This window comes from Sunxiuqinia elliptica (genome assembly GCF_900113005.1).
Classification (GTDB): Bacteria; Bacteroidota; Bacteroidia; order Bacteroidales; family Prolixibacteraceae; genus Sunxiuqinia; species Sunxiuqinia elliptica.
Genome location: NZ_FONW01000001.1, coordinates 66096 through 88247, shown reverse-complemented (window position 1 = coordinate 88247; position 22152 = coordinate 66096). Strand labels below are relative to the sequence as shown.

20 protein-coding genes are annotated in these 22152 nt (G+C 41.0%); 13 read left to right on the top strand and 7 right to left on the bottom strand.

The features are described from left to right. The first annotated feature begins 2 nt into the window (after positions 1 to 2). From BM156_RS00350 to BM156_RS00325, 6 genes are all read left to right on the top strand, one after another. The gene (locus BM156_RS00350) at positions 3 to 1112 is read left to right on the top strand and encodes a GDP-L-fucose synthase family protein (RefSeq protein WP_093917833.1); all 1110 of its coding nucleotides are present in this window, start codon (positions 3 to 5) and stop codon (positions 1110 to 1112) included. Between the two features lie 43 nt (positions 1113 to 1155). Then, positions 1156 to 2217 (top strand): mannose-1-phosphate guanylyltransferase, encoded by a 1062-nt coding sequence (locus BM156_RS00345; protein ID WP_093917832.1) that lies wholly within the window; start codon positions 1156 to 1158, stop codon positions 2215 to 2217. Between the two features lie 164 nt (positions 2218 to 2381). Further along, complete coding sequence (locus tag BM156_RS00340; RefSeq protein ID WP_093917831.1) at positions 2382 to 3797, top strand: sugar transferase; 1416 nt, start codon at positions 2382 to 2384, stop codon at positions 3795 to 3797. A gap of 69 nt (positions 3798 to 3866) precedes the next feature. Then, entirely contained in the window at positions 3867 to 4658 is a 792-nt protein-coding gene (locus BM156_RS00335; RefSeq protein ID WP_093917830.1) for a polysaccharide biosynthesis/export family protein, read from the top strand. 67 nt (positions 4659 to 4725) lie between these two features. Then, entirely contained in the window at positions 4726 to 7107 is a 2382-nt protein-coding gene (locus BM156_RS00330; RefSeq protein ID WP_093917829.1) for a GumC family protein, read from the top strand. Between the two features lie 114 nt (positions 7108 to 7221). Beyond that, positions 7222 to 7569, top strand: a complete 348-nt coding sequence (locus tag BM156_RS00325) for a BT0820 family HAD-type phosphatase (protein ID WP_093917828.1) — start codon at positions 7222 to 7224, stop codon at positions 7567 to 7569. A 140-nt stretch (positions 7570 to 7709) separates the two neighbouring features. On the opposite strand, the gene BM156_RS00320 is transcribed toward BM156_RS00325, so the two are convergent. Next, positions 7710 to 8246: an RNA methyltransferase gene (locus BM156_RS00320; RefSeq protein ID WP_093917827.1), complete on the bottom strand. Its 537-nt coding sequence runs from the start codon at positions 8244 to 8246 to the stop codon at positions 7710 to 7712. A gap of 101 nt (positions 8247 to 8347) precedes the next feature. Further along, positions 8348 to 9619, bottom strand: coding sequence for an arginine deiminase (locus tag BM156_RS00315; protein ID WP_244525700.1), 1272 nt, complete (start codon positions 9617 to 9619; stop codon positions 8348 to 8350). A gap of 115 nt (positions 9620 to 9734) precedes the next feature. On the opposite strand from BM156_RS00315, the gene BM156_RS00310 reads away from it, so the two are divergent. After that, positions 9735 to 10325, top strand: coding sequence for a DUF4294 domain-containing protein (locus tag BM156_RS00310; protein ID WP_093917826.1), 591 nt, complete (start codon positions 9735 to 9737; stop codon positions 10323 to 10325). Between the two features lie 24 nt (positions 10326 to 10349). Next, positions 10350 to 10928 carry an RNA 2',3'-cyclic phosphodiesterase gene (gene thpR, locus BM156_RS00305; RefSeq protein WP_093917825.1) on the top strand — a complete coding sequence of 193 codons (579 nt, stop codon included), beginning with the start codon at positions 10350 to 10352 and terminating at the stop codon, positions 10926 to 10928. Between the two features lie 15 nt (positions 10929 to 10943). On the opposite strand, the gene BM156_RS00300 is transcribed toward thpR, so the two are convergent. Both BM156_RS00300 and BM156_RS00295 read right to left on the bottom strand, forming a co-directional pair. After that, positions 10944 to 12359 (bottom strand): sugar transferase, encoded by a 1416-nt coding sequence (locus BM156_RS00300; protein ID WP_093917824.1) that lies wholly within the window; start codon positions 12357 to 12359, stop codon positions 10944 to 10946. A gap of 86 nt (positions 12360 to 12445) precedes the next feature. Continuing rightward, entirely contained in the window at positions 12446 to 13279 is an 834-nt protein-coding gene (locus BM156_RS00295; protein ID WP_093917823.1) for a Rossmann-fold NAD(P)-binding domain-containing protein, read from the bottom strand. 134 nt (positions 13280 to 13413) lie between these two features. Here BM156_RS00295 and BM156_RS00290 point away from each other — a divergent pair, with 134 nt between their 5' ends. The 5 genes from BM156_RS00290 to BM156_RS00270 all read left to right on the top strand — a co-directional run bounded on the left by BM156_RS00290 (position 13414) and on the right by BM156_RS00270 (position 18901). Beyond that, on the top strand, positions 13414 to 14070 hold the full coding sequence (locus tag BM156_RS00290) for a protein-L-isoaspartate(D-aspartate) O-methyltransferase (RefSeq protein WP_244525699.1): 657 nt from the start codon (positions 13414 to 13416) through the stop codon (positions 14068 to 14070). A 6-nt stretch (positions 14071 to 14076) separates the two neighbouring features. Then, a complete protein-coding gene (locus BM156_RS00285; RefSeq protein WP_093917822.1) occupies positions 14077 to 14718 on the top strand; it encodes an MBL fold metallo-hydrolase in 642 nt (213 codons plus the stop codon). A gap of 86 nt (positions 14719 to 14804) precedes the next feature. Beyond that, entirely contained in the window at positions 14805 to 17675 is a 2871-nt protein-coding gene (gcvP, locus tag BM156_RS00280) for an aminomethyl-transferring glycine dehydrogenase (RefSeq protein WP_093917821.1), read from the top strand. Positions 17676 to 17727: 52 nt separating this feature from the next. Beyond that, the gene (gene ispE / locus BM156_RS00275; protein ID WP_093918647.1) at positions 17728 to 18540 is read left to right on the top strand and encodes a 4-(cytidine 5'-diphospho)-2-C-methyl-D-erythritol kinase; all 813 of its coding nucleotides are present in this window, start codon (positions 17728 to 17730) and stop codon (positions 18538 to 18540) included. Positions 18541 to 18661: 121 nt separating this feature from the next. Continuing rightward, entirely contained in the window at positions 18662 to 18901 is a 240-nt protein-coding gene (locus tag BM156_RS00270) for a hypothetical protein (RefSeq protein WP_093917820.1), read from the top strand. 73 nt (positions 18902 to 18974) lie between these two features. Here the strand turns inward: BM156_RS00270 and BM156_RS00265 are convergent, their stop codons facing one another. The 3 genes from BM156_RS00265 to BM156_RS00255 form a co-directional block, all read right to left on the bottom strand. Further along, entirely contained in the window at positions 18975 to 19295 is a 321-nt protein-coding gene (locus BM156_RS00265) for a biotin/lipoyl-containing protein (protein ID WP_093917819.1), read from the bottom strand. Between the two features lie 18 nt (positions 19296 to 19313). After that, positions 19314 to 20858 carry an acyl-CoA carboxylase subunit beta gene (locus BM156_RS00260; protein ID WP_093917818.1) on the bottom strand — a complete coding sequence of 515 codons (1545 nt, stop codon included), beginning with the start codon at positions 20856 to 20858 and terminating at the stop codon, positions 19314 to 19316. Between the two features lie 202 nt (positions 20859 to 21060). Next, positions 21061 to 22149 carry an LptF/LptG family permease gene (locus BM156_RS00255; RefSeq protein ID WP_093917817.1) on the bottom strand — a complete coding sequence of 363 codons (1089 nt, stop codon included), beginning with the start codon at positions 22147 to 22149 and terminating at the stop codon, positions 21061 to 21063. Positions 22150 to 22152 lie beyond the last annotated feature (3 nt).

The window sequence follows — 22152 nt, the reverse complement described above, 5'->3', positions numbered from 1 at the left end:
TTATGAATAAAGACAGCAAGATATACATTGCCGGCCATCGTGGGCTGGTAGGTTCTGCCTTACTAAATAGTTTAAAGAAACGCGGATATCAAAATTTCATATTAAAGTCGCATGCAGAGTTGGACCTAACAGACCAACAAGCAGTAGCTTCATTCTTTGAAAAAGAAAAACCGGAATATGTGTTTTTAGCAGCAGCTAAAGTTGGCGGTATTATGGCTAACAATACTTACCGGGGACAATTTATCTACGAGAATTTGATGATTCAAAATAACGTGATTCATCAGGCGTATCAACATCAGGTAAAGAAGCTTTTGTTTTTAGGGAGTACCTGTATTTATCCTCGAGAGGCTGATCAGCCGATGAAAGAAAACAGTTTGCTGACTGCTCCGCTGGAATATACCAATGAACCATATGCAATTGCAAAAATTGCAGGAATTAAACTGTGCGAAAGTTATAATCTTCAATACGAAACCAATTTTATTGCCGTGATGCCGACGAATCTTTATGGCCCCAATGATAATTTTGATTTAGAAAGTTCTCATGTGTTACCTGCATTAGTTAGAAAGCTACTGCTGGGAACCTATTTGGAGACAAATAATTGGGAGGCTATTCGTGACGATTTAGAGAACCGGCCAGTGCGCAACGTAAATCCAGAACAGACAGCAAGTCAATTGGAGGAAGCACTAGCGGGTTTTGGAATTAGAAAGAATGGAAATTCAGGGGTAGAGGTAGAAGTGTGGGGAAGCGGAAAACCAAGACGCGAATTTTTGTGGAGTGAAGATATGGCAGATGCTTGTGTGTTTTTAATGGAAAGTAAAGATTTTAAAGAAATTGTAGCATCTAATTCTGGATCCTCTGGAGAAATACGCAATACGCATATTAATATTGGAACTGGACAAGAAGTTAGTATTGCCAGTCTTGCTCAGTTGATTCAAAAACAAGTTGGATTTCAGGGAAAACTGGTTTTTAATACGTCAAAGCCAGATGGTACCATGCGAAAATTGACAGACCCCTCAAAACTTCACCATCTGGGATGGAAACACCAGATCGATATAAAAGAAGGTATTTCAAGAATATGTCAATGGTATACGAGTGTAGAAGCTCGTTGTTAGCCCTTTTAATGATAATTCAAAACATCAAATTAAGACCTGTGAAATGAAAAGTGACACCTTTGTAATTATTATGGCAGGGGGAGTGGGAAGCCGGTTTTGGCCTGTAAGCACTGAGAAGAAGCCAAAACAGTTTCTGGATATGTTAGGAACCGGGAAAACCCTCTTTCAGCATACTGTTGATCGGTTTAATGAAATTTGTTATTCCAGAAATATATTTGTGGTGACTTCAGCACAATATATTGATATTGCTTTGGAGCAGGCTCCGGAAATTCCTGAGTCTAATATCCTCGCAGAACCGGTGATGAGAAACACGGCTCCTTGCATTGCTTATGCTAGTTATAAAATCAGGAAGCTTAATCCGAAGGCCAATATTATTGTAACACCTTCAGATCATCTGATTGAGCAAAAGCAATTGTTCCAACAGACCTTGCAAAAAGGCCTCAACTTTGTTAAAGATAAAGATGCCATTTTAACAATTGGCATTCACCCACATCGACCTGAAACCGGATTTGGTTACATCCAAATGAAAAGTGCAGATGAAGAGATTGGTGAAGTAAAGGCTTTTAAAGAGAAACCGGATATTGAAACTGCAAAAAGTTATTTGGAAGGAGGGGAATACCTCTGGAATGCTGGTATCTTCTTGTTTTCTGCAAAAACGATTATTAGAGCCTTTGAAACTTATATGCCGGCAATGGCCCGTGTATTTGAGAATGGAAGTGATGTGTTTTTTACCGATAAGGAGCAAGGCTTTATTGATTTAGTTTACCCCACTTTCGAAAATATTTCGATTGACTACAGTATGCTGGAGAAAGCGAATAATCTGTATGTGCAGAAAGCTCATTTTGATTGGTCCGACCTGGGAACCTGGAGCGCCTTGTGGGAAAAGTCAGCACGATCCTACACTGGAGACACCGTTTCCTCCGAAAATGCTTATTTATACGAAACTTCTAATAATATTATTCATGTTCCTGAAGACAAGGTTGTTGTTGTTCAGGGCTTGAGCGAATACATTGTTGTAGAGTCGAATAATGTCTTGCTGATTTGTAGCAAAGGCGAGGAACAACGTATTAAAGCCTTTCGCCATCGAGCCTCTAATTCGAAATAGGAATAGGGCTGCTTTTCGGGGTGGGGAAATTGCGTAAAATCGTGGGCAGGATTGATCTGTCAAAAGTCTGAATTCGAATCAGGATAGACTCCTGATTCCTGCATTGGCTTATCGAATTTCGATAGGTCACCTATCCCTTAATCTTACTCAAAAAGTTCATTATTATGCTTAAAGAACGTGAATATACACTTGAAAAAATCAGTATTATCTTCCAGGTGATTCTGAGCTTGGCCTGTTTTTCGTTGGTTTGGTGGTTTCAGAACCTGGGAACCGAAATTCAGATGGTCGCAGTGACAGAACTGAAACACACATTGATTTTCATTGCGTTGCTTTGGTTTTTACTGCTTGAGCAATTTGGTTTAGGTCGAATGAGTCGAAGAGCAAGCTATGTGAGCTTGTCGATTTCTTACTTCAAGCTTATATCCATTGGGAGTGGTTTTTTATTTGCGATCAATGTTTTAACTCAATATGAGGCATTGGAACTGACAAATTTGTTCTTGTTCAGTGTTCTCAATTTGTTTGTATTGTCATCGTATAAGAATTCGTTCTTTTTGATTATGCGCTTCTTTAGGCGAAGAGGATATAGCATTCGACAAATTTTGGTGATTGCGGATAAGGGGTCTGAAGATTACATTGAACGTATTATCCATACGAAAGACTGGGGATATAACATTCGTGGGATTATGACTGGTTGCGATAGCTTAAAAAGTAACTACCAGAGTCGCTTTAAAGTTATTCCTGAGCGTAAAAACCTGAAGGAAGTATTGGATCGGGAAACTATTGATGAAGTAATTTATTGCAAAACAGATTACAATCAGGATGAGATTACCCGTTTTATTTTGGAATGTGCTGAAGTCGGAATTAGTTTCCACCATTATACCGGCATGATTTCGAAAGTTCACGGGCACAAAATTAAGCGTTCAAGCTTTTCGCTGCTTAATCAACTTCCTTTTGTAACCTATATGACTACTCCAGACAACTATGCAGGCTTAAAGTTGAAGAGTGCTTTTGACTTCTTCTTTAGCCTTTTTGTTGTTATTCTTATTTCCCCTGTCTTTTTGTTGATTGCGATTGCAATTAAGCTAGATGATGGCGGCCCTATTTTCTTTAGGCAAGAGCGGGTTGGCTTGAATGGAAGACGGTTTTCATGCTTTAAATTTCGGACGATGGTTGCTAATGCAGAAGCGTTAAAAGCTTCGCTGATGGGGCAGAATGAGCAAGACGGTCCGGTTTTCAAAATTTCTATGGATCCGAGAGTCACTCGGGTTGGAAGGTTTCTTCGAAAAACCTCTTTGGATGAGTTGCCTCAATTTTTCAATGTCTTGCGTGGCGAGATGTCGGTTGTTGGTCCACGTCCTCCCATTCCTGCTGAGGTTGAGAAATATAAGCGCTGGCAAATTCGTCGTTTGAGCATGAAGCCTGGAATTACTTGTATCTGGCAAGTATCAGGACGAAATGATATTCCATTTGAGGAATGGATGAAGTTGGATATGCAATACATTGATAATTGGTCTTTATTTCAGGATGCCGTATTAATCCTAAGGACAGTAAAGGTTATGCTCGTTGGAACAGGGAAATAGATTTGTTATCAGTAGTTTAAGGTAGTCTCACCAAACAAATAACTATAATTCAATTTTTAATTTACAAGTATGATTTTATCAGGAAAAAAAAGCCGAAATGCATGGGTGCTTTTGGTCTTGACTGTATTGCTGTCTTCTTGTGTTTCTAAACGGAACTCTTATTTTTTAAGAGATTTTCAAGAAGCAGTCGATGCATCCCTGGTGCAAAAGGCCGACAAGGATTACATGATCCAAACGAATGACAATCTTTATGTCAGCGTGAAGACCATCAATCCTGAGGTGAATGCGATGTTCGCACAAAGTGAGGGAACTGTTGGTTCTGGAACATTGTATAGCTCACAAGTTGGACAGCACATTTATGGTTATCAGGTTGATAGCCGGGGAGAGATCACCTTACCCATTATTGGGCCAGTGCAAGTTGCTGGACGTACGCTGAAACAAGCCAAAGAGCAGATTCAGGTGCGAGCAGATGAGTATGTAAAAGACTCAGACATTCAGGTACGCTTGCTTAATTTTAAAGTTAGTGTGCTCGGAGAAGTTCGAGCCCCAGGAGTGTATTACAACTACAATAATACACTGACTCTTTTGGAAGCCATTGGAATGGCCAATGGAACGACTGATTATGCCAAGATTAAGGATGTGCTTGTTGTCCGTCAAGGAAAAGATGCCGTAAAGCCTTATCACTTGGATCTAACGAAGAAGAATATTATGGCCTCTGAAGCTTTTTATCTACAGCCAGACGATGTCATTTTTGTTCGACCACAGAAGCTTAAAAATGTTAAGCTGAATGCTTCTTACTACACCATTGGGATTTCATCTCTTACAACAATCATGTTGATCATTAATTTCTTCTGGGGCTAGGGCAGAAGAGATTATCGAAGTAGAGATTGAAGTAACTCAAAGAAATTATTAAGTAAAGATTTTATCTATGAAAACGATGGAAGAATACTCCAATTCCTTGGAGCGAGAAGATATGCTTTCGGTTAAGAAATTCTTTCATAAGTTAGTACGTAATTGGTATTGGTTTATGATCGTTGGCATCATTGGCGTTGGGTTGGGCTATTTAAAAACCCAGGTAACAGCGCCAGCCTATAAACTGGAAAGCCTGTTTTTAATTAAGACAGATAATAAAGGAGGATTGCGAATGGATTTTCCACTACCATCAGCTTTTGGTGGAAATATCAACTTGCAAAATAACATCGGAATTATTACCTCCTACTCCATTAACCGTCAGGTTATGGAGAACTTGGATTGGTCAACCTCTTGGTATCATGAGCTCATGTTTCGAAATGAAGAATTGTATAAGAATGAGCCTTATGATGTTTTGTTTGATCGAAATGCAATGAACTTAGAAGGGATCCCAGTTTATGTACAAATGCTGGATTCAACAAATTATCGGATTATTGTTGATGAGAAGACCATGTATTATGGTCGGGAGATTGAAATAAAAATAGATCAGCGGGGAGTTTTTGGGGAGATATTTGAGAATGATTACTTCCATTTTACGCTGTATCCGAAGAATGTGAAGCGAGGTGAAACCTATTTCTTTACCTTCAATAATTTTGAAGGACTGGTTCGTAATTACTCGGGACGTCTAATGATTGAGGAGACAGAGGAACAGGCTGATCTTATTCGTCTTTCGATGGTTGATGAAGTTCCTCAAAAGGCGGCAGACTATTTGAATGAGTTAAGTCGTGTTTACCTAACTTATGAGTTGAGGGAAAAAAACCATGCCTCAGCAACAACTATCGATTTTATTGATTCTCAATTAAAAGACGTGATTGACACCTTGAAAGTGGCGGGAAACAATTTTACTTCTTTTCGTTCTCGAAATCAGATCGTAGATATGAGCCAGGAAGGTGGAATTATTGTGCAACGATTGGTGGATCTGGATACTGAGCGTTCGATGATTCAATCTCATTTGGATTACTATAAAAACTTACAACAGTATTTGGATGATACCGAGAAAATGAAGCAGGTGGTTGCTCCATCAGTAGTTGGTATTGTTGATGATGCTTTAAATAACTTGGTAGTTCATTTAAGTGACCTTTACCGCCAGCGCGAGGTAATTTCGTATACTGCTCAGGAAAAAAATCCGAAATTGATTTTGATCGGGAATGAGATTGAGATGGTGAAACGAAACCTTCGGGAGAACCTGAAAAACCTCATTAACAATGCCATTATTCAGGTGCAGGGGCTTGATCGCCGGATTGAGAAGGTAAACCAGCAATTGACTGCTTATCCGAAAACAGAACAGCAGTTGATGAATATGAAACGGATGTATGATTTGAATAATGAATTGTACACCTTCTTGTTAAAAAAGCGGGCGGAAGCGGCAATAACGCATGCATCAAATGTGTCAGATACGCAGGTACTTGATGAAGCCCGGCCAGAGCTAGCTTCTCGATTGGGACCTAATTTAGTTATCAATGTTGCAGGAGGAATGTTAGCCGGACTGTTTATTCCGTTTGTGGTTATTATGCTGGCCACTTATTTCTACGATCGAATTAAGTCAGCTGAAGACATTGAAGAGTACAGTGATATTCCGGTGATTGGTAATATTGTGAATACAGGGATTGGTGCTGAATTTTTGGCGGCTATTGATAATCCTCGTTCTGCCATTGCTGAATCGTTTCGGGAGCTTCGAACCAACTTGCAGTTTGTTGCTCCGAAGAAAAATAACGAATGTACAATCATTGGTGTTAACTCCGTGATTTCAGGAGAGGGGAAGTCATTTACTTCAGCCAATCTGGCATCAATGATTGCTCTGAATAATAAGAAAGTATTGCTGGTTGACTGTGACTTGCGAAAGCCAAGTTTACACAACCGCTTGAAATATAAGAATAAGGAAGGTTTAAGTACCTACCTGACGGACTTTAGTACGTTTGAAGATATTTTCCGGCAAACAAGGGTCGATAACTTACAATTTGTATCAGCAGGCCCTATTCCTCCCAATCCCTCAGAACTGCTTGAGAATGGAAAATTTGAGGAGTTAATCGACCGTTGCCGGAATATCTTTGACTACATCGTATTTGACAATCCTCCGTTGTCGATTGTGTCTGACGGAATTATTATTGGTCAAAAGGTTGATATCAACCTTTTCGTTACTCGTCAGGATTACAGTAAGAAAAATGAAGTGAAGTTTATAGATCATGTGCACCGGAAAAAATCGATGAAGAATCCGGGAATTGTTTTGAATGACATTCACGTGTCAAAACATGCACATGTCGGATCATATGGTGCTGATTACAGCTATAAAAAGAAAAGTAGTTATTACTACTTCGAGTCCAGCCCTAGTTATACTGGATGATTTCTTTACTTAACTAAGCAAGGCATGCCTTCGGGCTGCCTTGTTTTTTACCTAAGTAAGAAAAATAAGCACCAGCTGCTTAAGAAGGTAGCGAACCAATAAAACAAACAGTCTATGATTATTGCCGTTGATTTTGATGGGACAATTGTTCAACATCGTTTCCCAAAAATTGGAAAAGAGTTGCCCTTTGCAACACTTACGCTGAAAAAGCTTCAGGAAGATGGGCATCGCCTGATTCTATGGACTTATCGAACGGGAAAGCTCTTGGATGAAGCTGTGCAGTTTTGCGAATCGAAAGGAGTCTCTTTCTACGCAATCAATAAAAGCTTTCCAGAAGAAAAGTTTGACGAAAACGCCCCACGAAAAATACATGCCGACTTATTTATCGATGATCGTAATGTAGGAGGATTGCCCGATTGGGGCGAGATTTTCCAAATGATCAGAGAGATGTCGGGGAAATAAAGAAACATTTTTGAATAGCTCGTTAGTCCCGGACCAAGACTAACAACACCTGGAGCCTGTACACAATTTGTGTGCAGGCTTTTTTTATTCGTCTTGACTTTTAGCCGGGAGAGAAGCGATTGATGCTTTTTCGATTTCTTTTATGAATTGTAACGAAACTTCTTGAAGAGATCCCATAGTACAATTCCGGCACTCACCGAAATATTAAAAGAATGTTTAATTCCAAACTGTGGAATTTCAATAGCTCCATCGCAAAGATCAACGACTTGTTGCTGTACTCCTTTCACTTCGTTTCCAAAAACTAAGGCAATACGATCGTTTTTATTGAGTTCAAAATCAGGAAGCATGATACTGTGTTCAACCTGTTCGATGGCAAAAACATGGTAGCCTTGCTCTTTCAGTAGAGCAACGGAGTCTTCGGTTTTTTCATAATAGCTCCAAGGGACTGATTTTTCAGCATCCAGAGCAGTTTTATGAATTTCTTTATTTGGAGGAGTAGCAGTTATGCCACACAAATGAACGGCTTCAATCAGAAGGGCATCTGAGGTGCGGAAAACCGAGCCAATGTTGTTGCAGCTTCGGATGTTATCCAGAACAACAACAATTGGTGTTTTCTCAGTTTGTTTATATTCTTCGGCACTAATGCGGCCGAGCTCATGAGTTCTTAGTTTACGCATTTAAAATCGTTGAAAGTGAAATAAGACAGTAGTTGTTTAAATGTCTTGTAATCAGTAAATTCAACCAGCCTGCTGTCTCAATTGTCAATAATAACTTTTTCTTACCAAGCCACTGGCTTTCTTCGGAATGGCATCGTCATACAACGGGCGCCGCCACCGCCTCGTGCCAGTTCGGAGCCGGCAATTGTAATCACACACTTTTTATTTGGAGTGAGTGTTGCTTTGCCCGCGATAAAATCTTCAGCACGAATGACTTCAAAACCATTTCGGTTAAGTTCTTCTACGGTATTAACGTTACGTTCGTACCCAATAACTTGACCTGGCGCAATGGCAAAGAAGTTGGCGCCACTGTGCCATTGCTCCCGCTCCTGTGTCCAAATGTCCTTGCTTCCTCCACATTGAATCGGTTTTAAATCCATGCCTAGTTTTTTAAGGGCTTCGGGCAGGTTTCGTTCTTCAGTAATCTTGGATACTTTTCCATTCTCAATTTGAATATGGATCGTGTGATAGCGGTTTGTTCCCAAAATTAAAGGCTCGTAAACCATGCACACATCCCGGTCGAGGAAGGTGAAAACCATGTCCAGGTGAATGAAGGATTCAGGCATATCTGGTAATTCCTGAACGATGACATGTTGAATGCCTTCTTTCTTCGACTTAATATTTTCAAGGATAAAATCGATTCCTTCGGTGCTGGTTCTTATGCCAGTTCCGATAACAAGTACGTCCTCCCGAGCCACTTGAAAATCACCCCCCTCAATCATAATTTTGCTGCTCGACTGAGTTCCCATATGTAGTGGGTTCAGTGTTGTTGTTTCCAGCATTGGGTGATGATTAAAGATGGCTTCCATAATCAAGGCTTCGCGGTCGCGTACCTTATTTGCCATTTTTCCAATAACCACCTGGTTACAGAAAGACATGGATGCGTCACGCGTAAACAGGAAGTTATGAAGTGGTGCGAGGCTAAAACGTTCCTGGCTAAGATATCGAGTCAGGTTGTTACGTTTTATTGGAACCCCTTGAATCAGTTGGCGAGCCAATTCCTCTGCTGGAATATCTTGCAGTGACGGTAAGATATCCAGTACATTTTCGGCTTTGCATATTTCTTGTAGCAAGGTGGCACGCGTTGCTTCATCGTTTAGAATCGTGCTTAGCAAATCTTGAACTTCAAAGCATGTGCTTACTTTGCTTAAAACCCCTTTCATTTGTTGATATTCTTTTCCGGCAACGGCTAGGTTCAGAATATCGCTGTAGAGTGCCCGTTTGGCTGTCTCCGGTGTCATCTCTTCTACTTCAAGGCCCGGAGTGTGTACAATAACGCCTTCGAGTTCCCCAAACTCTGAAGTCACGTTTACTTTAAGTCTTTCAGACATCATATGTTAACCCTTTTCTAAAGTTTGGACAAATATACAAACTCTAAGCCGGAACATTATCTGAAACTTGTTGGATTCATTTCAGGTTAAATAACATGTGTTTATCTTCGTAGCTTGAATGATGCGAATAGCTTTTTGTTTGGTATTATGCCTGCTTGCTTTTTACTGGGGAGGATATGCTCAGCAGCAGGACACGCTTAATTATTTGGAAGGAATTGAAGCGGATGGAGATACTCTGCCTCATCGCGAAATAGAGGAGGTGGCTGTTTTTCCTCGCTTGGTTTTTAAAAGTCCGCGATATGAGCGACGCTATTATCGTCTGGAGCGGAAGGTGAAGAAAGTCTATCCGTATGCACAAAAAGCTGCTGAACTCATTGAAAAGTATGAGTCTTCCTATTTGGGAGCGGCGAGTGATAAAGAGCGAAAGAAATACGTTAAGCAAGTTGAAAAAGAGTTGTTTGCAGAATATGGTGACGAGTTAAAGAAGTTATCGATATCGGAAGGGCGTATTTTAATTAAACTTATCGATCGGGAAACGGGGCATACTTCTTATGAATTGATTAAAGATTTAAAGGGAGGTCTTGTCGCTTTTTTCTGGCAGGGGGTAGCTCGTATCTTTGGAAATGATTTGAAGGATCAGTATGATCCGGTTATCGAAGATATTTTAATTGAACAGATTATCAGTCGGATTGATGCCGGCGTCATCTAAAATCGTAGCTAAAGGCAGGTTGTTATGACTGTAAAAAGGGTATTTATAGCGGTAAGGATTAAGCCCTATTCGGCATTGAAAGAAGCTTTGAGGCAGTTGGATGAGGCCTTGCGTAATGAGCGAATTCGTTGGGTTGCTCCAGGCCTGTTTCATGTAACCCTGCGTTTTTTAGGATCAATTTCAGATGAAAAGATAGAGGCGGTTAAAAGCCTGTTGGCGGATTTTGTGCTTGATAAGCAGGCGTTTTCGTTTAAGCTGAAAGGCTTCGGGTTCTTTTCGCATAAAGGAAGTCCTTCTGTAATTTTTCAGCAAGTGGACAATGCTGATTTACTGACGCTGTTAAGTCAAGAATTGAAGGTACGCTTGAAGGTATTAGGCGTGACAACTTCCGAGAAATATACGCCTCACTTAACTTTAGGGCGAATGAAGAAGCTAAAAGATCTCCAAGCTTTTCAAAAAGAGCTAGCCAATTGGGCAGAGCTTCCTGAAAGAGCAGTTGACGTCAGCGAAATTCGATTTTATGAAAGTGAGTTAACTTCCTCTGGATCAGTCTACCGGTTGTTGGGAAAGTATCCATTGCAGAACCCCATCGGAGATAATTAGCGGTCAAGGATCTTATTATTTCCCATCTCCTTTAAAGCAGGCAATAATCGTGTAAATAAGTATTTTAAAATCGATGTAAAGAGAAATATTTCGGAGGTAAACCAAATCGTATGGAAGGCGTTGAAGCATTTCTTCAAGGTCGGATGCATAACCGTATTTGACTTGTCCCCATGAGGTAATTCCGGGTCTTATTTTATGCAAATGGGTATAGTGAGGGGCTTCTTTTACGATTTGGTCGATGAAGTATTGGCGTTCAGGTCGAGGTCCTACCAAGGACATCTCTCCGATAATTACATTGTAAAATTGCGGTATTTCATCCAGATGCGTACGACGTAGAAATTGTCCAAGTCGGGTTATTCGTTTGTCGTTATGGCTCGAGAGTTCTGGCCCGTTGGTTTCGGCGTCATCCACCATTGTTCGAAATTTGTAAATGGTAAATGGCTTGCCAAACTTGCCAATGCGCTCTTGTTTGTAAAGAATTGGTCCCTTACTTTCCAGCTTAATCCAAATTGAAACAATGAGGTAAACGGGTAAAAACAGAATTATGGCGATAATTGAAAAGCTAACGTCAAATAGTCTTTTGAGGTTGGCTTGCCAGGCGGGCATGATGCCATTAGAGATTTTAAATAGCGGACTGCTGTAGATGACACTGGTTTTGGTGTTGCCAGACAATAGATCAAATAGATCGGGGATGCCCCAAATGGTTAAGGTACGATTTTGTAAGGGCGTTAAAATTGAAGATAGAAGTTCGTGTTGTGTTGATTCGATGGCAATTATAACTTCTTCAAAGTCATTCTTTTTGATGACCTCTGACAGGTCTTTCGTACTTCCTAAACGTGGGAGGTGTTGCTCTAAGGGATAGGAAGAACGTTCTTCTAAACTTAAAAAGCCAATAAAACGATAGCCTGCCGGACGAATTTGGGTATTGAGTTCCTGGTAAATTTGCAGGGCTTTTTCATCTCCTCCAATAAGCAAGGTGTTGAACCCGAACTCGCGCCGGTGAATGCGGCGTACAATTCGATTGGTCTGAATGAATCGGAATAGGTAAGTCAGGCTAAAATGCAGACCAAATAAGGTGAAGAAGAGACTGTAATAGTTTTTATACGATCCAATAACATCATCAAGAATTAAGGTGAAAAAAATGATGATGACACCAATTAATGACGTAAGGAACGTTTGTCCCAATTCGAGCAACCGGGATTTCCGATAAATGTTACTGTAGTAACCGGTAATGTAATAGAATAATAACCAAAAAGCCGGGATAAAAATCAAGCCTAAAAAGAAGCGAGAAGTAAATTCCAACGGAACTTCAGTCCCAAAGTGCTGTGGTTCAATATACAGTTTTCGGTAAGAATAAAATAAGACCCAGCTTGCTGCAGCTGCAAGCAAGTCAAAAAACAAGTACTTAGCAACTTGTACTCTTTTATTCATAGAGGCTGAATCTTTTGGTCAATCAGTGGTGTTCGGTAGCCTATAAACGACTAAAAATCTTAAATATTGCGACAAATGTAGCCTTTTTACTTTAGTAGTGAGCAGCCTGAGTACTTTAATTTATCCATGATTTCGTGCAGGATTTGAAGGGCTTGGGTTAAATCACTGAGCGACACAATGGTCGTTTGTTTTTTTCGAATGGCGAGAATGAATTGTTTTAGAGCACTTTTTTCGGTTAGAGCAAGTGCTTCTTTATTTTGATTTACAGGTAGAGAGATCGGTTTCTCATTTTGACAAAGAATTTCAATAACATGTTGAGAAGAACATGAGCTATCGCTTAGCTCGAGCTGAGCAACACTGCCGGACTTAAAAGAAATGTGGGTCGTGATCAAGTTGGGAGTTTGCTGGCTTTGAAGGGCAAACGCATCAACCTTTCGGATTTCACTTTTTTCGACGGAGCAAATGAAAAGTAGTAAGTCTAGTAGCTGATGGTTAAGATGCTCGAAATTTATTGGCAGACGAATATTAATCCACTTTGGCACTTGCTGCATGGGCATTATCCGCAGTTGCTCAGGAAGGTAACTTAGTGGGTTGAACAGTAATACCGTGGATCCTGCTTCTGCTTCGAGGCTGATTAACTGACGAATTTCTTCGGGAGTGAGAACGGGAGAAGTATGTAGAAATAGGTGATTGCTTTTTTTTATTCCCATTCGAATCAGGTCGAAAGAAGGAGCTTGAAGGCTGATATAGGTGGCGTCTGAGTTACGCACTAATTCTTCTGCTGAGTATTGTTGTTTTTGAGCATCTTGCTTATCAATATCGCGTGCAATCCCCGTAATCTTAAAATCATTGAATTGCTGAATCAATTTAATTGACTCATTAGCAGATGTATTGCCCAGAAGAATTCCTATTCTGATCATAGCCGCAAATTAGAAATAAAAAGCTATTTTAAAGGAGTCGCCTTCGGGGAACTTTTCAACGACTTTTGTTGATAATGTTGCCCATTGGAGGCCGCTTTAAAGAATCATTTGACGTATTTTTACCTAAAATTTGAATGATGATGGATACGCGCGATAGTTTGAGACATCAGGGGATGCGCAAACGGTTGGTAGAGGCTATTCGCATTAAGGGAGTCAGAGACGAACGGGTCCTGAATGCGATACAAAAAGTCCCTCGCCATTTGTTTATGGATAGTAGTTTTATCCAGTTTGCGTATAAAGATCAGGCTTTCCCAATTGGAGCCGGACAAACCATATCTCAACCTTTTACCGTTGCTTTTCAATCTCAGTTATTGGATGTTCAGCCAAGCGATAAGGTGTTGGAGGTAGGAACAGGCAGTGGATATCAAGCTGCAGTCTTGGTCGAGATGGGAGCCCAGGTGTATACGATTGAACGACAGCGGGAACTGTATATGAAAGTGCAGCAACTCTTACCTGATTTGGGTTATCACCCTAAGTTTTTCTTTGGAGATGGTTACAAGGGCTTACCTACTTACGGTCCTTTTGATAAAATAATCATAACTGCAGGAGCTCCTGTTATTCCTCAGGATTTGTTGACTCAGCTTAGAGTGGGAGGAGTGTTGGTTGCTCCAATTGGCCCGACTGAAAAACAGGTCATGTACAAAGTAACCCGTATTTCAGAAGAAGAATATGAAAAAGAAAAGCATGGAACCTTTGTGTTTGTTCCAATGCTAAAAGGAACAGTAAATTAAAATCGAATGATTCAAATAAAAAAGTTCACGTTTAACCCGGTTCAGGAAAATACCTATGTACTTTACGATGAAACCGGAGAATGCATTATTGTTGATGCTGGCTGCTTTTTCGATTATGAGAAGAAGGAGTTGGATGATTTTATCAGTGACAAGCAGTTGACTCCTGTGAAGTTGGTTAATACGCATTGCCATTTTGACCATATTCTGGGAATTACGCATTGTCGCACGAAGTATAAAATTCCGTTTTATGCACATCCGGAAGATGCTTTTTTGGTTGAGCGGATTGTAGAGCATGGCGATCGGTTTGGAGTTCCAGTAGAGCCTGTTGATGCGGCTGACCATCCGTTAAACGAAGGAGACCAAATTGCATTCGGAAACTCAGTATTGGAGGTTATCCATGTTCCGGGACATGCCCCCGGGCATCTTGTGTTCTATCACGAAAAACAACAGTTTATGTTGGCTGGAGACGTGCTCTTCTACGGAAGTATTGGACGAACCGATCTTCCTAAGGGAAACTTTGAACAACTCGTTTTTAATATTAAAAGCAAATTGTTTGTTCTTCCGGAAGAAACGGTTGTTTACAGTGGGCATGGACCTGAAACCAGTATCGGTTTCGAAAAGAGAAGCAACCCTTTTTTGATGGACTGATGATCTGGACAATGGGATAAAAATCATTTTTTTATCCGCATCTTCAATTTAATATTGACGCTAATTTCTGATATAAAAATATAAGCATGGGAAGTGATAAATTTGTAACCCGCCATATTGGTCCACGCGATGAAGATATTCAAAGCATGTTGGAGGCCATTGGTGTTGGTTCGCTCGAAGAGCTGATGGAACAAGCAGTTCCTGCCAATATTCGTTTACCCAAGCCATTGCAGTTGGCTGATGGTTTGACTGAACGCAAGTATTATCGCCGGATTCATGATCTGGCAAAAATGAATAAGGTATACAATACCTACATCGGGATGGGGTATTATGATACCATTACTCCTGCTGTAATTTTACGTAATGTACTGGAAAATCCGGTGTGGTATACTTCGTATACTCCTTACCAGGCTGAGATTTCGCAAGGACGTTTGGAAGCACTATTGAATTTTCAAACAATGGTTTGCGAGTTGACAGGAATGGAGCTGGCAAATGCGTCGTTGCTGGATGAAGCAACTGCAGCAGCAGAGGCTATGGTGTTGATGTTTAACTCGCGCACACGCCCCAAAGCAAAAGCAGGCGCAAATGTGGTTTTGGTTGACGAACATATTTGGCCACAAACGCTTGATGTCTTACAAACCCGTGCAAATCCACTAAATATTGAATTGAGAATTGGCAGTGCTGCTGATTTTGTTTTTGAAGAACAGGTAATTGGAGCTATCGTACAATATCCAAATTCGAACGGTGAGATCTTATCGTATGCCGATTTAGCAGAAAAAGCCCATGCGGTAGATGCGAAGTTGGCTGTTGCTGCTGATTTGTTGAGTTTAGCCTTGCTCACTCCTCCAGGAGAATGGGGAGCCGATGTTGTATTTGGAAGCTCACAACGGTTTGGTATTCCTATGGGGTATGGTGGTCCTCACGCCGCTTTTTTTGCCACACGCAATGATTACAAGCGGACGATGCCCGGACGTATTATTGGCGTTTCAAAAGATGCCCAGGGGAACCTGGCCTTACGCATGGCTTTGCAAACACGGGAACAGCATATTAAACGTGAGCGGGCAACATCAAACATTTGTACTGCGCAGGCTTTGTTAGCTACCATGGCTGGTTTTTATGGTGTTTATCATGGTCCTGAAGGGATCAAAGGAATTGCTTCTCGTGTTCACCAGATTGCAGTGCTGTTAGATAAAGAAGTTACAGCATTGGGATATCGTCAGCTGAATGAGAATTATTTCGATACCATTCGTTTTGCTTTGCCAAAACATGTGAAACGTGAAGATATTGAGTGGCTTTCGCTTGAGTTGGAAATGAACTTCCGTTATTTCGAAAATGGAAACGTTGGCTTGAGTATTGATGAAACCACCAACTTGGAAGATATTAACTGGATTATTGAGGTATTTGCAAAAGCAGCCAATAAAAAATCCTATCCAACCATAACAGCCTATCCGGAAGAACCAGCTATTGATGAGCGTTTTGGCCGTACATCTTCGTTTATGAAACAAGAGGTATTTAATAAGTACCGCTCCGAAACGGAAATGCTGCGCTACATCAAAAAGCTAGAGCATCGCGATATTTCATTGACTCATTCCATGATTCCACTGGGATCCTGTACCATGAAATTGAATGCAGCAACAGAAATGTTGCCATTGAGCTGGTTTGAGTTTGCCAGTCTGCACCCATTCATCCCGAAAAACCAAGCACGTGGTTACCATGAAATGATGGAAGAACTTAGACGTGATTTGGCTGAGATTACGGGGTTTGCAGATATGAGTTTGCAGCCAAATTCAGGCGCTGCCGGGGAGTATACTGGGCTGATGGTTATCCGGGAATATCATTTAAGCCGGGGAGATGATCAGCGGAATGTGGTTTTGATTCCCGCATCAGCGCATGGAACAAACCCGGCGAGTGCAGTTATGGCCGGAATGAAAGTGGTCGTGGTGCCTTGTGATGACAAAGGAAACGTTGATGTTGAAGCATTAAGACAAAAAGCTGAAGAATACAAAGATACTTTATCAGCCTTTATGGTTACGTATCCTTCTACTCATGGTGTTTTTGAAGCGTCGATTGTTGAGATGTGTGAAATTATCCATGAGAATGGCGGACAGGTGTACTTGGACGGTGCAAACATGAATGCTCAGGTTGGTTTAACGAACCCAGGATATATTGGAGCAGATGTGTGTCACTTGAATTTGCATAAGACTTTTGCTATTCCTCACGGTGGTGGTGGCCCAGGAGTTGGTCCAATTGGAGTGGCTAAACACTTGGTTGAATTTTTGCCTTCTCACCCAGTGATGAATAATGGTCATGTTGGAATCACAGCGGTTTCTGCAGCACCATGGGGTAGTGCTTCGGTGTTGCCAATTACTTATGGCTACATCAAAATGCTTGGTGCCGATGGTTTGAAGAAAGCAACTGAAGTTGCAATTTTAAACGCAAACTACATCGCTAGCCAGGTGAAAGATACTTACGGTATTCTTTATGTTGGGGAAAATGGACGTGTAGCGCACGAGATGATTCTGGAATGTCGCCATCTGAAAGCTGATTCGGGAGTGACAGAATCGGATATTGCAAAACGTTTGATGGACTACGGATTCCATGCTCCTACTTTGTCATTCCCGGTTCATGGAACATTGATGATTGAACCAACCGAAAGTGAGTCGAAAGAAGAACTCGACCGTTTTATTGCGGCCTTGCAATCAATTTACGGAGAGGTTCAGGCAATTATTAAAGGAGAGTCGGATAGAGAAGACAACCCGCTTAAGAATTCGCCTCATACTGCGAAGGTGGTAACTGCAGATCAGTGGGAGCATGGTTATAGCCGCCAACAGGCTGCTTTCCCATTGCCTTATTTGCTCGAAAATAAATATTGGCCCCCGGTAGGAAGGGTGGACGATGCTTACGGTGATCGTAATTTGATTTGTACTTGCGATCCAATAGAAGCTTATCAAGAATAATGGTTATAGAATGACTGCTGTTTCGTATCTTTACAGCAGTCATTCTTTTTCTATGATAACATACCCAATTGCTAAGATAAACCTGGGCTTGCAGGTTACCGAGAAGCGCGAAGACGGCTTCCACAATATTGAAACGATTTTTTATCCAGTTCCGGTGCAAGATGCATTGGAAGTAGTGAAAGCAGATACCTTTCAAATCGATATTACAGGTATTGATTTGAAGGAAGATCCTGTAAATAATTTGGTGGCAAAAGCTTATCGCTTATTGCAAGCCGACTATCAATTACCTCCTGTTCATATTCATTTACACAAAAACATTCCGGTTGGAGCTGGCCTGGGCGGTGGCTCGGCTGATGCTTCCTACATGCTTTTAATGCTGAATGACCTGTTTGAGCTCAGCTTGACGCGGGAGCAGCTACTAGCTTATGCCTTAAAGCTTGGAAGCGATTGTCCATTTTTTATTGATCCGAAACCGGTGTTTGCAACCGGTCGCGGTGAGCTAATGGAGCCCGTAGAATTGAATCTTTCAGGTTATCATTTGGTTGTAGTAAAGCCGCCTGTACATGTTTCTACTCCCGAAGCTTATCGACATATGTGCCCGGGGAAAAGCCGCATTTCGTTGAAGGCAATTGTGCGCTTTCCGGTCCTTAAATGGAAGGGCAACTTGCAAAATCAATTTGAGCGGTATGTGTTTGAGCAACATCCGGAGGTAAAGGCAATAAAGGAAAAATTATATAAGCTGGGTGCAGCTTATGCTTTAATGTCGGGAAGTGGCTCAGCTGTTTATGGCTTGTTTCATGGTGATAGACGCACGATTGCGCAGTACTTTCCCGAAGATTACCGCATATTTTCACAAAAGCTTTAAGACTTTGTTAAGATAATCTTCACATACTTTAACAACTTACGGTGTAACGTTTTGGGTTTTCATCAGTCTATATAGCAGAAAACAATTAGAAACAGAATACAAACAAGTAAGTCTTAAAGCTATGAAGAGTAGATTAAGTAAATTGGCCTTCCTGGCAGCGATTGGAGTTGTTGCATTAACAGGCATACAGGCTAAATCAGGAAACAGTATGTTCGTTCAAGAAGTTGAACCGGAGTTAGAAATTGAAAATTGGATGGTTGATGATTCTTTTTGGAACAAGGCAACCACTTCACTGGATCCGGCAACTGAGAAGTCTCTTGCTATTGAAGCATGGATGACGGATGACAATTATTGGAACTAGGTGGTAAATGTAATTTTTGGCTTGAAAAACGTGAATGGTTTTAAATAGAAAAGGGGCTTGTAAGCCCCTTTTCTTATAGTGGTTTGATTTCTATCATCAAATGTCTCTTCGGAATTTTTTCTCCGGGTTTGACAAACACTTTAACAACTTTACCGTCGAAAGGCATTTGAACGTTGTTGTGCATCTTCATCGCTTCCAGAATTAACAGGCTATCACCTTCTTTTAGTTTTTCACCTGCCTTTACATGAACGTCGATGATGGTTCCTGGAATAAACGAATAGATGTAATTCTCGTTAGGAGCTTCCCATATTGGTCTATTCCTGTACTTGCGCGTATACTCTGTTTTGTATTTTGCGCTGTGTACAATAATTGTTTCGAAATTATTTTCGTCCATAGGTCATTCAATTTTGATTTAAAATGGAGGAATACCGTGTTTCTTTTTCGGTCCCATAACCGATTTGTTTGCAGAAACCTGTAGTGCATGCAGAAGCATTTTGCGTGTGTCTTCAGGTTCGATAACCTCATCGATATAGCCTCTGGCTGCAGCGACGTATGGGTTCGCGAATTTTTCTTTGTATTCTTCAATTTTAACTTGACGCATTGCTTCTGAGTCTTCAGCTTCTGCAATTTCCTTACGGAATACAATGTTCGCAGCTCCTTCTGGTCCCATTACGGCAATCTCGGCTGTTGGCCATGCAAATACAAAGTCGGCACGTAAGTGGCGCGAATTCATTGCAATGTAACCACCACCGTAAGCTTTACGGATGATCACGGTAATTTTGGGAACTGTAGCTTCACTGTAAGCGTATAGAATTTTCGCGCCGTGGCGAATAACTCCAGCATGCTCTTGGTCAACACCCGGTAAGTAGCCAGGAAGGTCTTCCAAGGTGACAATTGGAATGTTGAATGCATTACAGTAGCGGATGAAACGAGCAGCCTTATCAGAACTGTCGCAGTCAAGCACACCTGCTAAAACTTTCGGTTGGTTCGCTACAAAACCTACCGTTTCTCCATTTAAGCGTCCAAAACCAATAACGATGTTTGGTGCAAACATTTCCATGATTTCGAAGAATTCTGAATTGTCAGTGATTGCTTCGATGATATCACGAATGTCGTAAGGCATTTTAGGATCGCCAGGAACAATGTTTTCAATTTTCTTTTTCTTCTTTGGATTGGCTGGCTCAATTTTTTCAGCCTTTTGAGTATTGTTCCATGGAATGTAGTTCATCAGTTTTTTGATCTGATCAAAACATTCCAATTCGCTTTCAGCATAAAAATGGGCATTTCCGGTAATTTCGGCGTGTACTTTTGCACCACCAAGTTCTTCCATCGAAATCTCTTCGCCTAATACTGTTTTAATTACACTTGGGCCGGTGATAAACATTTTTGAAATGTTATTGACCACAAATACAAAGTCAGTTAAGGCTGGAGAATAAACAGCTCCGCCGGCGCAAGGTCCCAAAATAACAGAGATTTGAGGGATAACTCCAGAAGCCAATGTGTTACGGAAGAAGATCTCTCCATAACCAGCCAATGAGTTAACACCTTCTTGAATTCGGGCACCACCAGAGTCGTTGATACCAATTAGGGGGACACGCATTTTTAGCGCGTGATCCATAATTTTCGTGATTTTACGGGCGTGCATCAAGCCTAAGGAACCTCCGGCAACGGTAAAGTCCTGAGCAAAAATACACACTGGTGAACCATGAATTGTTCCTGTTCCGATGATTACACCATCACCATGCAATTTTTTCTTCTCCATGTCAAAATCGCGGGCAACGTGCTCAACGAATAGGTCGTACTCATGAAATGAACCTTCGTCAAGGATGTATAAAATGCGTTCGCGGGCAGTGAGTTTCCCCATTGCAACTTGTTTCTCAATGGCTTTTTCACCACCACCTTTGAGAACTTCACTTTTCCTTTTTCTAAGGTCAAGGATATTCCGTTTCAACGACATATCTTAAAAGTTTTAATTAAAAAAATGCTCCGGTTTTCCGGAGTGTGTTAAAAGTTGATCTTAGTCTTTTGTGTTTTTTTAACGTGTCAAAATTAGAACTTTTTCAAAGACTCCAACACTTTTTTTAGAGAATTGATGTATGTTGTTACGAGATAGTTAATGTTTGGTTTTGAACAATTTATCGATTGGTTTGAACTTTCATCTATCGACTAGCCCATTTGTAAAGATAAGCTGCTAAGCCACCAAAAAGTAGGTTCGGAATCCAGGCGGCAATCACTGGGGCCAGCAATCCGGATACCGCAAAAACGGTGGAAATTTGCATGAAAAGGATGTAAGAAAAGGCAAGAAGAAGTCCAAAGCCTAAGTGTAGCCCAATGCCTCCTTTTACTTTTCGCGAAGCTAATGATGCCCCAATTAAGGTTAGTATAAATGCAGCGAATGGGGCTGAGGCTCGTTTGTGTTTTTCAATTTCAAATTCGATGGTGTTGACACCCCTAAGCTTCATGTTTTTAATCTCTTGGTTCAACTTCGGAAGCGTCATGGTTTCAACAATATTTTTAACCACCCGATAGTCTTCCGGAACCATGTTTAATGTCGTGTCAATTTTGGTCCCGGTGGTGATCGATTCGTCGTAGCCGTTCAAATCTCGGATGAAGTAATTGTGGATAACCCATTTTTTTTCTTCCCGATCCCATTTGATGTAATCGGCCTCCAGTTTGGAAGCCAACTCTCCTTCTTCGAATCGTTCGATGGTAAATTTATACCCCACGTCATTTGACGTGTTGTAGCTTTGCATATAAATATAAGTCCCGGGTGAAAGTTGGCGGTGGATGTTTTTTTCCAGGTAATTCCGGTTCGAGTCGATATACGTATTCCTGAAATCGACTCGTTTTTTGTTGGCTGGAGGTATAATGTAGTTGCCAAGCACGTAGGAAAACAAGGCAATAACAAAGGCTCCAACCATGTAGGGACGCATCAGACGTCGATAGGATACCCCACTACTCAGGATGGCAATAATCTCTGAGTTATAGGCCATTTTGGATGTAAAGTAAATAACAGCAATGAAGGTGAATAAAGCACTGAACAGGTTGACAAAAAACGGTACAAAGTTGAGGTAGTAGTCAAAAATGATGGCACTCAGCGGAGCATCTTTTGAAATAAACTCATCCAGGTTTTCGGACACATCAAACACAATTGCAATACTGATGATCAGTGCAATGGCGTAGAAAAATGTTCCCAAAAACTTCTTGATAATGTAAATGTCAATTGTTCTGAGCGTTGGTATCTTCATGCT

Coding starts and splice junctions, on each gene's coding strand:
- BM156_RS00350 (WP_093917833.1), top strand. CDS start 3: ATGAATAAAGACAGCAAGATATACATTGCCGGCCATCGTGGGCTGGTA.
- BM156_RS00345 (WP_093917832.1), top strand. CDS start 1,156: ATGAAAAGTGACACCTTTGTAATTATTATGGCAGGGGGAGTGGGAAGC.
- BM156_RS00340 (WP_093917831.1), top strand. CDS start 2,382: ATGCTTAAAGAACGTGAATATACACTTGAAAAAATCAGTATTATCTTC.
- BM156_RS00335 (WP_093917830.1), top strand. CDS start 3,867: ATGATTTTATCAGGAAAAAAAAGCCGAAATGCATGGGTGCTTTTGGTC.
- BM156_RS00330 (WP_093917829.1), top strand. CDS start 4,726: ATGAAAACGATGGAAGAATACTCCAATTCCTTGGAGCGAGAAGATATG.
- BM156_RS00325 (WP_093917828.1), top strand. CDS start 7,222: ATGATTATTGCCGTTGATTTTGATGGGACAATTGTTCAACATCGTTTC.
- BM156_RS00320 (WP_093917827.1), bottom strand. CDS start 8,246: ATGCGTAAACTAAGAACTCATGAGCTCGGCCGCATTAGTGCCGAAGAA.
- BM156_RS00315 (WP_244525700.1), bottom strand. CDS start 9,619: ATGATGTCTGAAAGACTTAAAGTAAACGTGACTTCAGAGTTTGGGGAA.
- BM156_RS00310 (WP_093917826.1), top strand. CDS start 9,735: ATGATGCGAATAGCTTTTTGTTTGGTATTATGCCTGCTTGCTTTTTAC.
- thpR (WP_093917825.1), top strand. CDS start 10,350: ATGACTGTAAAAAGGGTATTTATAGCGGTAAGGATTAAGCCCTATTCG.
- BM156_RS00300 (WP_093917824.1), bottom strand. CDS start 12,359: ATGAATAAAAGAGTACAAGTTGCTAAGTACTTGTTTTTTGACTTGCTT.
- BM156_RS00295 (WP_093917823.1), bottom strand. CDS start 13,279: ATGATCAGAATAGGAATTCTTCTGGGCAATACATCTGCTAATGAGTCA.
- BM156_RS00290 (WP_244525699.1), top strand. CDS start 13,414: ATGATGATGGATACGCGCGATAGTTTGAGACATCAGGGGATGCGCAAA.
- BM156_RS00285 (WP_093917822.1), top strand. CDS start 14,077: ATGATTCAAATAAAAAAGTTCACGTTTAACCCGGTTCAGGAAAATACC.
- gcvP (WP_093917821.1), top strand. CDS start 14,805: ATGGGAAGTGATAAATTTGTAACCCGCCATATTGGTCCACGCGATGAA.
- ispE (WP_093918647.1), top strand. CDS start 17,728: ATGATAACATACCCAATTGCTAAGATAAACCTGGGCTTGCAGGTTACC.
- BM156_RS00270 (WP_093917820.1), top strand. CDS start 18,662: ATGAAGAGTAGATTAAGTAAATTGGCCTTCCTGGCAGCGATTGGAGTT.
- BM156_RS00265 (WP_093917819.1), bottom strand. CDS start 19,295: ATGGACGAAAATAATTTCGAAACAATTATTGTACACAGCGCAAAATAC.
- BM156_RS00260 (WP_093917818.1), bottom strand. CDS start 20,858: ATGTCGTTGAAACGGAATATCCTTGACCTTAGAAAAAGGAAAAGTGAA.
- BM156_RS00255 (WP_093917817.1), bottom strand. CDS start 22,149: ATGAAGATACCAACGCTCAGAACAATTGACATTTACATTATCAAGAAG.